This is a genomic window from Shewanella sp. SR43-4 (genome assembly GCF_014163845.1).
In the GTDB taxonomy this organism is placed as follows: Bacteria; Pseudomonadota; Gammaproteobacteria; order Enterobacterales; family Shewanellaceae; genus Shewanella; species Shewanella vesiculosa.
Genome location: NZ_JACJEB010000001.1, coordinates 36,587 through 49,298, shown reverse-complemented (window position 1 = coordinate 49,298; position 12,712 = coordinate 36,587). Strand labels below are relative to the sequence as shown.

Sequence of the window (12,712 nt, the reverse complement as noted above, 5' to 3'; positions counted from 1 at the left end):
AGCTATACTTTTCAATCAATTGGATTTTATTAAAGGTGCGAATTCGTGTATGGAGGTGACTTGTGCATAATATTGCGTTAATTGCGGCGCTAGAAGGCACCCGACATCAAGTGACAACTGATTGGTTTGCTATTATGGCAATGCTAAAAGGGCGTAACATGTCTGATGATGCGATTAAAATAGTCTACAACGATTTGTGTGCCGGTTTAAGAGTGACGACTCGTGGAGTGACTCTCGCGAAGGCAATGGACAGCGACTTGGATAAGAGTAATATATCAATCTAGCCATCCCACAATACAATTCCCATGTACTTTGGAATTAATCGAGTGTAATAAAATCATATTCTAGTAGCGGCTGTTATCACAAGCTGAAGTATTGGCTTTGGCTTAAGTGGATTTCATTTAATGCTCAAAGAGGATTAATCGCTAAATGAGATTTTCTGGATAATGTAAGTACAAGAGGATTGGCTGAAACAATGGTTTAGTAGAGAGTATAACGACGACTGGCTTATTTTTTTTGCCAATTAATACACACCATTTTTATCAATGCTGCTGGAGACGGATCGAGAGTTAAGCATTTAATTTTTCCTTGCTCAAAACACACTAGCTCGCCTTCGATTTCTGTCATTCGATTACAGTTTTTACAGCTTAAACTTAAGCTTTTGACATTTAGATCAACATTAAGATCTACTGCATTCTTTTTGATATTCAACATGAAATCCTTCTGTTTGATTTCGCTTTAAAATCACACTAAGACCGCTTACTGTGACAAACATCAAATTTTATTATACACCCTTTAATGATATTCGGCAAAGTAATCGCGCGCATCAACCCCAGTCGTTTACTGGGATTGATGCGCTTCTCTACTGCATATGACGGTAATGATTATCAAGGGTGACTGCAACTCCAGACGATTGCACTATTCGAGCGTGATGACGGGTTAAATACCTTGGGTCCGTTACGCCACAAGAGTGGGCAATCATAGTTAAATCATAATGTAAGAAATGATTGTAGTTTGCCACTCGCACAGATTTATCTTTAGGATCTAAGCCTTTTTGCAGACGGATATTATGGGTTGTGATACCCGTTGGGCAGGTGTCTCTGTTACACTGTAGTGACTGAATGCAACCCAAGGCAAACATATTGCCGCGAGCTGAAGCAATAAAGTCTGCGCCAGTGGCCAATGCCCAAGCTACATAAGATGGCATAATCATTTTACCCGTTGCGATGACTTTAATGCGTTGCTTAAAGCCGCGTTGATTCAATAAATCAACCAGAGACGGCAAGCTTTGCCTTAGTGGTAACCCAACGTTGTCCATTAATGCCTGTGGCGCTGCACCAGTGCCGCCATCTGAGCTGTCCAACGTAAAAAAATCTGGGGCATATTCTATCCCACGTTGCTCAATTTCATCCAAAAACTCTGTTACCCAAGACATATCGCCTAATACAGCCTTAATGCCAGTTGGTTTACCGGTAATGTCTCTTACTTGATTTATCATATCGACAATGTCAGCAACATTGTGTAATTCAATATGGCCATTAGGGCTAATTGAGTCGTGTCCTGCTGGAATACCGCGAATGGCTGCGATTTCTTCGGTCACTTTTACTGCAGGTAAAATCCCTCCTTTCCCTGGCTTAGCGCCCTGGCTCAACTTAATTTCAAACATTTTAACTTCAGGGTGGGCTGCTATATCGCTGAGTTTTTGAGGATCTAAATGGCCTTGTTCGTCTCGGACACCATATTTGGCAGTCCCGATTTGAAACACTAAGTCACAATGACCTTTAAGATGATACGGGCTTAATCCTCCCTCACCAGTATTGAGCCAGCAACCTGCTTTCGCTGCACCATGAGATAGCGCAGTAATCGCTGGTCGAGATAATGCACCAAAGCTCATTGCTGAAATATGGCAAATTTTACTGGTTGTGTAAGGATGGGTGCAATCTGGACCAATGGTTACGTCTATTGTCTTGTGAGAGTCATGATCGCTGACTGGAAAGGCTGAGTTCATGAACATCACTGAACCGGGTTTATCTAGAACTTGTGTTGATCCAAATGCAATTGTACGGTCAACATTTTTTGCTGCGCGATATACCCAATTGCGCTCGGCACGGTTAAATGGCAGTTCTTCACGATCTTGAGAAAAAAAGTATTGTCTAAAAAACTCACCCTGTTTTTCAAATATATATCGAAAGCGACCGATAACAGGATAATTATGGCGTATGGCTTGTTTTGTTTGCCATTTATCAGCAATAAACATGTAAATGACCGCAATCAGTAATAGCCAAAATAACACTAAGAAAAGACCAGAGAAGATATCCATTCCCCACATAAACCAATGTTGTTGCGGCATATTATTGTCCTTAAATTGAATCTAGTACTGTGTGTTTATTCGCGGTAATTTAGTCGCAGTAATGATAGTAATTGAGTCTGGTTAATTAACCATATTAGCAATGCCAAATATAATCTCACTATATCGTTTATTTTTTCTGCTTGCTATCTAACTGCTTTGTTTTAAAGCGAAGAGGCATTTATGGTCATTATTGCAGTGAATTAAATCGTATATTTATTTCATTATGACTTCAGGTATGCATTTTTTGGTCGATAATTAAGCTATCCGTTACTTTAAATAAGACACTATTATGGACATTAAAAGCGCAGCGCCCTCAAATGTGAAGGGACGAGAAAACAACAATACTCCAACCAGTGAAGCGAATACTTCAACTCAAAATAAAGCTAATAATACGAGTTCAGCGGTAAATTCATCAGCTAAAGTATCAGTGAGTCAACTGAGTCGTCAAATGATGAACAACAGTATTCTTGCCGCACAGGAAGAAGTGAGTATTTCTGCGGGTGACAAGTCTATGGCGTTGCTTTATCGCGCCGCAATTGAAGCCATTAACCAAGAACTTGCCCCCACGCTTGGAGACAACGCAATTCAGAAGGGCGTCGATAGCGGAGTGGATTACTCACCAGAGGCAACAGCTGATCGCATTGTGAGCTTTGCCACAAATTTTTTCTCTATTCACCAACAACAAAATAAATCTATGGGACTCGATGAGCAAGTTGATAGTTTTATGCTCAAAATTGGTGATGCCATAGATCAAGGCTTTAAAGAGGCTAGCGATATATTGTCTGGTTTAAAGGTGTTAGAAGGTGATATAGCCGCTGGTGTGGATAAAACATATGAACTGATACAGCAAGGGTTAGCGCAGTTTAAGCAAGATAAGCTTGCTAAAGATGAATCACAAAGCGTGACTCAAGCGACGTAGTCTCTTATGATTAAGATTGGCTCTCAGTGAAAGGATCGTGACTATGTGGACTACGGGTAAAGTAATTGAACGCATTGATTGGAATGACAAATTATTTTCACTGCGGATCAAAGCTGATGTCGAACCTTTTATCGCTGGTCAATTTATAAAGCTCAGCCAAATACGAGATGAAAAGCGTGTTGCTCGTGCATATTCATTGGTGAATCCCCCAGGTAAGGACTATGTCGAAGTGCTTGCTGTTGCGGTAGAGGACGGGCTGCTGTCTCCAGATCTACAAGCATTAACCCCAGGAGACTCTATTGAAGTGACGTCTAAAGCAACAGGGTTTATGACTCTAGACGAGGTGCCAAATGGTGCTTTGCAAGGTAAACATTTGTGGTTTTTTGCCACAGGCACCGCAGTCGGACCTTTTATCTCAATGCTGGCAACTGATGGGCCTTGGCAACGTTTTGAAAAGGTCGTGCTCGTTTATGGTGTTCGCCTTGGTGAAGATCTTGCTTATTTAGAGACCATCCAGCAGTTTATTGAACTGCATCCACAGCAGTTTGTATTTATTCCTATTGTGACCCGTGAAGATTATCCTAATGCTTTATCATGTCGTATTCCCGATGGTATTAGCAGCGGATTAATTGAACAGAAAGCGGGGTTAGGGATAAATGCTGAGCATTCTCAAGTGATGATCTGCGGTAACCCTGGCATGATAACGGATGCTCAAATCGCTTTAGTGGAAAAAGGATTAGCAAAAAATCTTCGACGCGCTCCTGGACAAATAACAGTCGAAAAATATTGGTAATAGCATCAATCATAACCATTAATGCCGTGATGGCAGAGCCTCAACAGTGCTCACTGATTTTTGTGGTCATTGCTTCCCCCGCTTGAAAATTCACTGCCCCGAGTGAAACAGCACTTGCTCCTTTGAAGATGATCACTTACCCTATCGCAATTGATAACCATTATCAATCGCGTCGGCGATGGCGCAATATTGTTTCAATTAGGGAGCGTTGATTAATGAAATTGCTAAAAAGTGTCGCATTATTAGGTTTGGCTTGTGTGGCTTCTTCGGTCAGTGCCGCAGAGGCATTAACGGTTTATTCTTATCGCCAAGCTTTCCTGATTGAGCCCATTGTTGAAAAATTTACCCAACAAAGTGGTATCGACGTTAATGTCGTATTTGCTAAAGATGGCATTGCTGAACGGATAGCGCGTGAAGGTCGTTTATCCCCTGCTGACGTAGTGCTGACATCAGACTTTTCTCGCTTGATGGAGTTGGTGGATAAAGATCTTGTTTCACCGGTCCAAAGCAACATTATCGACCATAATATTCCGTCTCAATATCGCTCACAACAACATAATTGGTTTGCACTCACTATGCGGGTGCGTAATTTATATTCTTCTAAAGATCGTACTGGTAAAATTGATATTGATTACGAGGACTTAGCCTTAGCTGAATACAAAGGTAAAATTTGTACTCGCAGTGGTAAACACCCTTATAACATCGCATTAGTAGCCTCAATGATCGCTCATGATGGTGAAGCGAAAACGAAAACCTGGCTACAAGGGGTCAAAGCTAATTTAGCCCGTAAGCCTCAGGGTAATGATCGTGATCAAGTACTAGCCGTTAAAGAAGGCTTGTGTGATATCGCTATCGGTAACAGCTATTACTACGGCAATATGTTAATGGATAAAAACCAGAAAAGCTGGGCACAAGCTGTCGATATTAATTTCCCTAATCAAAAGAACCGTGGTGCTCATGTCAACGTATCAGGAATGGCATTAGCCAAACATGCTCCTCATAAAGACAATGCCATTAAATTAATGGAATTCCTTACCTCAGATGTCGCGCAAAAAATGTATGCTGAAGTGAATATGGAATATCCGGTAAAGGCTGATGTGGCTCCGTCTGAATTAGTGGCCTCATGGGGTGATTTTAAGGCCGACAGCTTACCGATTTATAAGTTGGCAGAATACCACCAAGCGGCAGTTAAATTACTCGACGAAGTGAAATTTGACCTGTAATTATGGCGATCCTCAATAGACGATCAACCTCCAAGCCAAGCGCACGTAACCATTTTTAGCGCACTATTGCTACGATTAATAGTATTGATAAAATGAGTTGGGTGCGCTGAGTTAACTCGGTATTATTTATGATTTTAGGCCTAACCAGAGGCTGGTCGCTTACTGGTTATTTTATCGCGGTAATATTAATATTGCCGCTGATTGCCTTAATAGTGCAATCCACTCTTCCTGACGAAGCTGTATTTAGCCATTTATTTAATACAGTGTTGCCGACATACATAGCCAATAGCTTATTACTGATGTTGTTGGTTGGACTCGGCTCGCTGCTATTAGCTATTCCTGCTGCGTGGGTAATTGCCCGCTGTGACTTTCCTTTTCGACGATACTTTCAGTGGCTATTACTGCTTCCATTAGCCATGCCAGCTTATATTGTTGCTTATGTTTATACTGATATGCTCGATTATGCCGGCCCAGTGCAACGTACACTAAGGGATTGGTTTGAATGGCAATCACCCCATGATTATTATTTCCCCGCGATACGCAGCCTCGGCGGAGCGGCAATAATACTGTCGTTAGTACTATTCCCTTATATTTACTTATTAGCCCGCACCGCTTTTATGGAGCAATCATCAAGTTTATTGTATGCATCTCGGGTAATGGGGTGCAGTCCGTGGCGCAGTTTTTGGCGACTGGCATTACCCATGGCAAGGCCTGCTTTAGCTGTTGGCGTTGCCCTAGTGGCTATGGAAACCGCAGCAGACTTTGCCACTGTAAGCTATTTTGCCGTTCCTACTCTAACCACAGCCGTTTACGACACATGGCTTGGCTATGGCAGTTTAACGGCTGCCGCTAAATTATCGGCAATTATGTTGCTGGTGGTGTTCTCTATGATAGGTGTTGAACGGTTTGCCCGTCGCAAACAACAATTATTTCAAAAACAATCATCCTTCAATGAAGCCGATCGATATGTGTTGTCATCAACTAAGGCCTGGATTGCGCTAGGCTACTGCACTTTATTGTTATTTCTTGCCTTCTTGCTGCCTTTTACCGTGTTATGTGTTTATGCCATTGATTATTTTAACGAGAGTTGGGATACACGTTTTTGGCAATATAGCCTTAACAGCTTATACATTGCCGCTATCGTGAGTGCCGTGTGTATGCTGTTATCACTGATATTGATGTTTGTCCGTCGAGTCAGTCCGCGTAAAAGTGATTATCTTCCTTCTAGACTCAGTTCTACTGGTTATGCATTGCCGGGCACAGTCCTAGCAATTGGTGTTTTGGTTCCACTGACATTTATTGATTTTGCGATTAACGATGTTTACGATTGGCTGGGTGAACGTGGACCGGGATTGTTATTGACCGGCAGCGTGTTCGCTCTGATTTTTGCTTTTTGTGTACGTTTTATTGCCATATCTATCGGTAGTTTAGAGAACAGTTATAAGCGCATTTCGCCTTCTTTGGACATGGCATGTATTACCTTGGGTCAAACCCCATTGCAACTGCTTTGGCGGGTTCATTTACCGTTATTGCGTAAAGGGATTTTTGCCGGGGCATTGTTGGTGTTTATTGAAAGTATGAAAGAGTTGCCCGCAGCATTATTATTACGCCCCATTGGATTTGAAAACTTAGCCACTTATGTGTTTCAGTTTGTCTCAGATGAAAAGCTTGAACATGGTGCATTAGCCGCGATTGTTATTGTGTTAGTCGGGCTTGTTCCATTGATTTATCTTAATCGCTCCTTGGAGCAACAAGGCTAATTATGTCAACCTTAACCATTGAAAATATCTGTAGTGATTATCAAGGTCAAGTGATTTTGCGTCATTTAGATCTTACCTTGCAGCAAGGCGAAATTGTCGCATTATTAGGCCCCAGTGGTTGCGGAAAAACCACACTGCTGCGCGTGATTGCAGGTTTGCAAACCATTAGCCAAGGCAGTATCAGTATTAGTGGCCAGGTGATGAGCAGTGATGACGTGTTTGTTGCCAGTGAGCAACGTGGTGTCGGGATGATTTTTCAGGACTATGCTTTATTTCCACATTTAACCGTGGCGGATAATATTTTATTTGGCGTTAAAAATCTTAATGCAAAGGAGCGCCTTACTCGGTTGGATGAGATGCTTGATCTGGTTAAATTAACTGGCTTGTCATCTCGTTATCCTCATGAATTATCTGGCGGACAGCAGCAGCGAGTTTCAATTGCGCGAGCCTTAGCATATCAACCTGAATTATTATTACTTGATGAACCTTTTTCCAATATTGATGCGCAAGTACGTAACGAGATGATGCTGGAAATTCGTGCCATATTAAAAAAGCGAAATGTGAGTGCGGTGTTTGTGACACACAGTAAAGATGAGGCATTTGTCTTTGCAGATAAGCTGGCATTATTTAAAGATGGCGCCATTATTCAACATGGTAAAGCGGAAACCTTGTACCGTTCGCCAAAAGAGCGCTACGTGGCTGATTTCCTCGGCGCGGGTAATTATTTACCTGTTACTGTAACCACGAGTTATCAAGTTGATTATGCTCTTGGAAATCTTAATAGTACTGAAAAATTACCTTGGCCGATTGGAAGCCAAGGGCAAGTATTATTACGACCGCAGCAAATTGAAGTTCATCCTAATACCAATGGTCGTGGCTGTATTGTTGAAAGGCATTTTTTGGGTACTGTATGCCATTATCAAGTGAAAGTTGGCGCTGATATCTTGGATGTAAGTAGTCAATCAACGACACTAATACCTGGCCAACGAGTTGATATTCACATTGCGCCACATCCGCTAGTCATTTTTAATTAACGATTGCTATGGTCATCTTAATGTGGAGCATAATTGTTAACATCAGACTTGAATCATAACCTGTTATAAAACCGTTTACTGTCTAGCCCACTGTGCTGCTTTAATTTAAAATACACCATTACTTGCAGCATGCAGTCATAAAAGTGTGGGTCTGTTAATCAAATAAATGACAAGTTTGAGAGTCAATAAGCTCAATATTATGATTTCGGCTAACGAAGAATATCCTATAACTTGAGTTGAGTGAGCCATCTATTAAAACAGCTGTTCAATCTTTTACTTGAGAGAATATGAGTGCAATAGGTGATACAAATCAGCTAAATGTGAGTACACTTCAAGTAATTTATATTTGATTAAGATAAGCTCATTGTTAGTTAATCATTAGCTAAACTAAGACGATATGTGAATCGCTCTCTAATGAGTTCAATGCGTTAAATTATCACCATTTAGGCCGACATTTAGTATTAAGGTGGATCAAGTTAATATGGATAACCAAGCTATGCCTCGTGAACAGTTAGGGATTTGCGCAGAAGGTAATTTACACAGTGTGTACCTGATGTTTAATGCCAATGATGGTGTTGAAGATCAGTTACGTCCATCTATTGCTAATGTGGCGCAATACATCTATGAGCTCACAGATCAATATGCAGACAGTGCTTTTAATGGCTTTGTCGGTATTGGTGCTAATTTTTGGGATACCTTTTATCCTGATGCGCGCCCAGCATTATTAAAACCTTTTCCTGCTATGAATGAAGGTATTCGTGATGCACCTGCAATGGAATATGATCTGTTTATTCATATTCGTTGTGACCGTTACGATATTTTACATCTTGTCGCAAATGAGATTAATCAAATGTTTGAAGATTTGGTTGAGCTCGTTGATGAAGAGCGTGGTTTCCGTTTTATGGACAGCCGTGATTTAACCGGTTTTGTTGATGGTACCGAAAACCCTAAGGGGCGCCATCGTCAAGAGGTTGCATTGGTTGGTAATGAAGATAAAGCGTTTGCCTCTGGTAGTTATGTTCATGTACAAAAATACATGCATAACTTAAGTAAATGGCATCGTTTACCACTGAAAAAACAAGAAGATATTTTTGGTCGAACTAAAGTTGATGATATTGAATATGAGTCGGAAGATAAGCCATTAACCAGTCATACCAAGCGAGTTAATTTAAAAGATGCGCAAGGTAATTCATTAGAAATCCTGCGTCAAAGCATGCCTTATGGTTCGATTCGAGAGCAAGGGCTGATTTTTATTTCTGTGTGCCGCACTCCAGAACATTTTGAACAAATGCTTCGCAGTATGGTGCACGGTGATGGCCATGGAAATCATGATCATTTAATGTTGTTTACCAAAGCGTTGACCGGATCATCATTCTTTGTGCCATCATTAGATTTTTTAACCCAATTCGATGATGCGTAACCACCCGCGTTAAGCAAAAAAAAAAGCAATGCCATGGCATTGCTTTTTTTATAGTGATATTTTATTCACTATAATTGAATAAAGATCTAACGGTCTCTAAGGTATCATCAATAGTTTTTATACTTGCAGGGCAAATGAAAATCGTATCATCGCCAGCAATGGTACCTAATATCCCTTCAGGTTTACCTATTGAATCCAGCAAACGAGCAATTAATTGTGCTGCACCTGGACTGGTTCTTACCACTATCATGGCTTGGTTATGATCAACATCTAGCACTAAATTCTTAACTGGGCTACCCGCAGTTGGAACGCCTAGCTCTGCAGGCAGGCAATAGACCATCTCTTGCTTGGCGTTACGAGTACGAACAGCACCAAATTTGCTGAGCATACGCGATACTTTAGATTGATTAATATTACCGAATCCTTCGGTTTGAAGCGCATTAACAATCTCGCTCTGGCTTCCAAAACGTTCTTCTTTGAGAATCGATTTAAAAGTTCGTACGAGCTCATCCTGATTTCTTGTCGCTGGCATAATGATATTTCATCTTATATTTGTTATTCAAAAATCTAGCACATTTTGAATAGATTGACTTATTAAGTCAAGAAAAAATCAAATTTATTGAATAAAAATTCATTTTGTCGTGGAACTTTAAGCTGACACTTGTGTTAGTTCTGTGACTCATTTAAGCAATAAATGATTAAGATAATGGCGATGATTGTCTTGTCAGTACCAATAGAGTATCACCCTTTTCTGACAATAGATTAAGTTTTCCTTTTGAGAAATCAACTTGTTGTACTAATGAAATAGCTTGCATCAACTCGGCTTCTTGGCTCATAAAGCTGTCAACGCAGGCTTTCATGGTAGTGCCTGCTGGTGCCAGCTGTAAAAAGTTACCTTGCTGGGCATAACTGCCAAAAAACTGATTACAACTGTTGTTACCTGTTAACTCGCCATCTGCGGCAAAAACTAACGTTGCAGGACTATTATTAATGGTTGGAGTGTCGAGGACGGTGTCGACATGCCAAGTACCAATTAATTGTTCATTTGAGACAGTGGCCGATGGACTTTGGCAAGCACTAAGGCCTATAACTATAACTGCGGCGCCGAGAATATGCTTTATCATGCTGAGAGGGTTCCAAATACGAAAAAATTGGCGCTATTCTACTACTTGAGCATTAATAAAAGAGTAAATAATTGTCAGTTTTTGGATTAATGAACATTATTTAACGAACTAAAGAGAGTCAAATGATTAAATTAGTCAAAGTGTTGCATATCATCGGCTTAATTATGTTGCTGGTGGGCGTAGGCTTATATTGGCAAAGCGATATAGGTCAGCAAGTCAGTGGTATGTTGGTGATTGCATTGCTCATTGGCGTAGGAACATTAATTATGTCTCCGCTGCCTGTTGCGCTAGTGATAGAATGGGCTAAGAAGCAACCTCCCCATTCAGATCCAAAGGAATAATCATTGTCATTTATTATCCGTAAGGCGTTATTCACCGATGTTACTGCCATTGTGCAGTTAGAGCGTGCTCATGTAGATGATGAGTTGTCTGGTTCAGATAACCAATTACATGCTCATTCATTCACCAAAAGTGAGGTGGGTCAGCTAATTAATCAACATTGGTTTATGGTGGCAGAAGAGCAAGGGCAAATTATTGGTTATGTGATGGCGGCAAGATGGTCATTTTTTTCCGCGCAACCATTGTATCGCCATATTATTCAAAAGATTAAGTTCGCTGAGTTGGCTGGGCAAGCTTTATCGACGACCAATTCGTGTCAATATGGGCCGGTTTGGATTCAAGAGTCAAAACGTGGCCAAGGCGTGTTTGCGGCGTTAGTGAGTGAGTTAAAAAAACAAGTAAACACTAGCTTTCCATTTATGGTGACCTATGTTGCTGCAGACAATGCTCGCTCTTTAGCGGCACATCAACAAAAAGCTGCGATGACACAGATTGATCAATTTCGTTTTGAACAACGTGATTATTGTTTATTGGCCACCTCTACAGCCGATGTCATCAGCTAACTATGTCTTGGTGCGTGAATAAAGTGGTTATTAATTAGGAATGTAATGAGTACTGACTTTGAAACCCTTTTTTCACCTTACCTTGGTTTAAGATTATCAGCATTTGACAACATGAAGCTGATTGCCGCGGTATTGGCTGAGGCAAATGAATCATATGATTGTATTGAAGCAAGTGTGCACTGTAAGGATAATCTACAAGTGCAGCAATCAGGATATTTTGTGCGCTGGCATGATAGATGGGTATTTTGTGGGGTAACCAATGACTATCATGCTGCGATAGCCTTATTTACTCAAATTGAGCAGATCAATATGGCATCAATTAGTGTCAAAGATGTGCCAATAATGAGTATGCAGCAAGTGTCATTTATGTGCATTGAAAGTGCGCATTTCGATCATTGTTAACCTATTTTATTGTACTATCTTCATTTATGTTTACGCATTAGGATGATTTAGCTAAATCATTGATATGCATTATTGCTCAGGGTTATTTAGCTGCATCAGTACCAGTGGTCGTTCTTCAGAGTGGTAACGATAGTATAATTGGGTGATTTCTGCTGGTAACTGCGATATTTGCAGCGGTTCTATCGCCACAAAGTGCTGCTGTTGATATAAGCCTATTAACCATGGGTGAGCAAATAAGAAGCAATGTTTAGTCTTTAATCTAGGTGCAATAAACTGTAATAAGTGGCTTGCATAGTGTTGGCCACGATAGTCGGGGTGAACTAACAATCCATTTACCAGTTGATAGTGGCCTATCGGTTTGACTCTTATAGCGGCAATAATATTTCGCGGTCTGAATGTCGCCCTATTAACGTCATCACTTCTGTCTTGATTATCAGTAGCGTTTGAGTTTAGGTGATTAATAACTGCTATGGCTTCTTTTTGAGCTAATCGCGCATAAGGCATATGCTGACGATAGAATAATTTAATGGCTGACCATTCTTTTATTGCACAGAGCTTTATCGCTGAGAGTTTGCTTTCAGCAAGTTCAATCGCGTTGCCTTCTACAGCAGTAGGATGACTCGCAATCGACTTATTCGCAATCGAATCAGCTTCAATGGGTTCCGCCCCTAAGGATGGCGGTGCAACAGCTTGCTTTGCTATTATATTTTTTTCTAGCCAAGTGGCTTGATACATAATGAGACCCAGTGTCGAGATTAAATCATTACCTTATTACATCTGCTAGT

Annotated in this window: 15 protein-coding genes; 10 read left to right on the top strand and 5 right to left on the bottom strand. The window is 40.8% G+C overall.

Features of this window, described 5'->3' with window-relative positions:
• The first annotated feature begins 62 nt into the window (after nt 1-62).
• A complete protein-coding gene (locus H5123_RS00215) occupies nt 63-284 on the top strand; it encodes a hypothetical protein (RefSeq protein WP_124018053.1) in 222 nt (73 codons plus the stop codon).
• A gap of 223 nt (nt 285-507) precedes the next feature.
• Here H5123_RS00215 and H5123_RS00210 read toward each other — a convergent pair whose 3' ends face one another.
• On the bottom strand, nt 508-714 hold the full coding sequence (locus tag H5123_RS00210) for a hypothetical protein (protein ID WP_235781755.1): 207 nt from the start codon (nt 712-714) through the stop codon (nt 508-510).
• A 148-nt stretch (nt 715-862) separates the two neighbouring features.
• Entirely contained in the window at nt 863-2,350 is a 1,488-nt protein-coding gene (locus H5123_RS00205) for an FMN-binding glutamate synthase family protein (RefSeq protein ID WP_124018052.1), read from the bottom strand.
• A gap of 289 nt (nt 2,351-2,639) precedes the next feature.
• On the opposite strand from H5123_RS00205, the gene H5123_RS00200 reads away from it, so the two are divergent.
• The 6 genes from H5123_RS00200 to H5123_RS00175 all read left to right on the top strand — a co-directional run bounded on the left by H5123_RS00200 (nt 2,640) and on the right by H5123_RS00175 (nt 9,499).
• A complete protein-coding gene (locus H5123_RS00200) occupies nt 2,640-3,269 on the top strand; it encodes a DUF5610 domain-containing protein (protein ID WP_182696663.1) in 630 nt (209 codons plus the stop codon).
• A gap of 43 nt (nt 3,270-3,312) precedes the next feature.
• Complete coding sequence (locus H5123_RS00195; RefSeq protein ID WP_124018050.1) at nt 3,313-4,062, top strand: ferredoxin--NADP reductase; 750 nt, start codon at nt 3,313-3,315, stop codon at nt 4,060-4,062.
• 215 nt (nt 4,063-4,277) lie between these two features.
• Complete coding sequence (locus H5123_RS00190; RefSeq protein ID WP_182696662.1) at nt 4,278-5,285, top strand: Fe(3+) ABC transporter substrate-binding protein; 1,008 nt, start codon at nt 4,278-4,280, stop codon at nt 5,283-5,285.
• Between the two features lie 128 nt (nt 5,286-5,413).
• Nucleotides 5,414-7,045, top strand: coding sequence for an iron ABC transporter permease (locus H5123_RS00185; RefSeq protein ID WP_182696661.1), 1,632 nt, complete (start codon nt 5,414-5,416; stop codon nt 7,043-7,045).
• A gap of 2 nt (nt 7,046-7,047) precedes the next feature.
• Nucleotides 7,048-8,079, top strand: coding sequence for an ABC transporter ATP-binding protein (locus tag H5123_RS00180; RefSeq protein WP_182696660.1), 1,032 nt, complete (start codon nt 7,048-7,050; stop codon nt 8,077-8,079).
• A gap of 481 nt (nt 8,080-8,560) precedes the next feature.
• Complete coding sequence (locus H5123_RS00175) at nt 8,561-9,499, top strand: Dyp-type peroxidase (RefSeq protein ID WP_124018046.1); 939 nt, start codon at nt 8,561-8,563, stop codon at nt 9,497-9,499.
• Nucleotides 9,500-9,560: 61 nt separating this feature from the next.
• On the opposite strand, the gene argR is transcribed toward H5123_RS00175, so the two are convergent.
• Together argR and H5123_RS00165 are read right to left on the bottom strand one after the other, a co-directional pair.
• Nucleotides 9,561-10,031, bottom strand: a complete 471-nt coding sequence (gene argR, locus H5123_RS00170) for a transcriptional regulator ArgR (RefSeq protein ID WP_124018045.1) — start codon at nt 10,029-10,031, stop codon at nt 9,561-9,563.
• A 166-nt stretch (nt 10,032-10,197) separates the two neighbouring features.
• The gene (locus tag H5123_RS00165) at nt 10,198-10,623 is read right to left on the bottom strand and encodes an META domain-containing protein (RefSeq protein ID WP_124018044.1); all 426 of its coding nucleotides are present in this window, start codon (nt 10,621-10,623) and stop codon (nt 10,198-10,200) included.
• Nucleotides 10,624-10,745: 122 nt separating this feature from the next.
• On the opposite strand from H5123_RS00165, the gene H5123_RS00160 reads away from it, so the two are divergent.
• The 3 genes from H5123_RS00160 to H5123_RS00150 are packed head-to-tail and all read left to right on the top strand — an operon-like array spanning nt 10,746 to nt 11,927.
• Nucleotides 10,746-10,964, top strand: a complete 219-nt coding sequence (locus H5123_RS00160) for a hypothetical protein (RefSeq protein WP_124018043.1) — start codon at nt 10,746-10,748, stop codon at nt 10,962-10,964.
• A 3-nt stretch (nt 10,965-10,967) separates the two neighbouring features.
• A complete protein-coding gene (locus H5123_RS00155) occupies nt 10,968-11,525 on the top strand; it encodes a GNAT family N-acetyltransferase (RefSeq protein ID WP_124018042.1) in 558 nt (185 codons plus the stop codon).
• 45 nt (nt 11,526-11,570) lie between these two features.
• Nucleotides 11,571-11,927, top strand: a complete 357-nt coding sequence (locus H5123_RS00150) for a hypothetical protein (protein ID WP_182696659.1) — start codon at nt 11,571-11,573, stop codon at nt 11,925-11,927.
• Between the two features lie 69 nt (nt 11,928-11,996).
• On the opposite strand, the gene H5123_RS00145 is transcribed toward H5123_RS00150, so the two are convergent.
• Nucleotides 11,997-12,662, bottom strand: coding sequence for a GNAT family N-acetyltransferase (locus H5123_RS00145; protein WP_182696658.1), 666 nt, complete (start codon nt 12,660-12,662; stop codon nt 11,997-11,999).
• Nucleotides 12,663-12,712 lie beyond the last annotated feature (50 nt).

Excerpts from the sequence above, each read along its gene's own strand:
- H5123_RS00160 (WP_124018043.1), top strand. The coding sequence starts at position 10,746 with ATGATTAAATTAGTCAAAGTGTTGCATATCATCGGCTTAATTATGTTG.
- argR (WP_124018045.1), bottom strand. The coding sequence starts at position 10,031 with ATGCCAGCGACAAGAAATCAGGATGAGCTCGTACGAACTTTTAAATCG.
- H5123_RS00175 (WP_124018046.1), top strand. The coding sequence starts at position 8,561 with ATGGATAACCAAGCTATGCCTCGTGAACAGTTAGGGATTTGCGCAGAA.
- H5123_RS00145 (WP_182696658.1), bottom strand. The coding sequence starts at position 12,662 with ATGTATCAAGCCACTTGGCTAGAAAAAAATATAATAGCAAAGCAAGCT.
- H5123_RS00195 (WP_124018050.1), top strand. The coding sequence starts at position 3,313 with ATGTGGACTACGGGTAAAGTAATTGAACGCATTGATTGGAATGACAAA.
- H5123_RS00205 (WP_124018052.1), bottom strand. The coding sequence starts at position 2,350 with ATGCCGCAACAACATTGGTTTATGTGGGGAATGGATATCTTCTCTGGT.
- H5123_RS00190 (WP_182696662.1), top strand. The coding sequence starts at position 4,278 with ATGAAATTGCTAAAAAGTGTCGCATTATTAGGTTTGGCTTGTGTGGCT.
- H5123_RS00200 (WP_182696663.1), top strand. The coding sequence starts at position 2,640 with ATGGACATTAAAAGCGCAGCGCCCTCAAATGTGAAGGGACGAGAAAAC.
- H5123_RS00210 (WP_235781755.1), bottom strand. The coding sequence starts at position 714 with ATGTTGAATATCAAAAAGAATGCAGTAGATCTTAATGTTGATCTAAAT.
- H5123_RS00165 (WP_124018044.1), bottom strand. The coding sequence starts at position 10,623 with ATGATAAAGCATATTCTCGGCGCCGCAGTTATAGTTATAGGCCTTAGT.
- H5123_RS00185 (WP_182696661.1), top strand. The coding sequence starts at position 5,414 with ATGATTTTAGGCCTAACCAGAGGCTGGTCGCTTACTGGTTATTTTATC.
- H5123_RS00180 (WP_182696660.1), top strand. The coding sequence starts at position 7,048 with ATGTCAACCTTAACCATTGAAAATATCTGTAGTGATTATCAAGGTCAA.
- H5123_RS00150 (WP_182696659.1), top strand. The coding sequence starts at position 11,571 with ATGAGTACTGACTTTGAAACCCTTTTTTCACCTTACCTTGGTTTAAGA.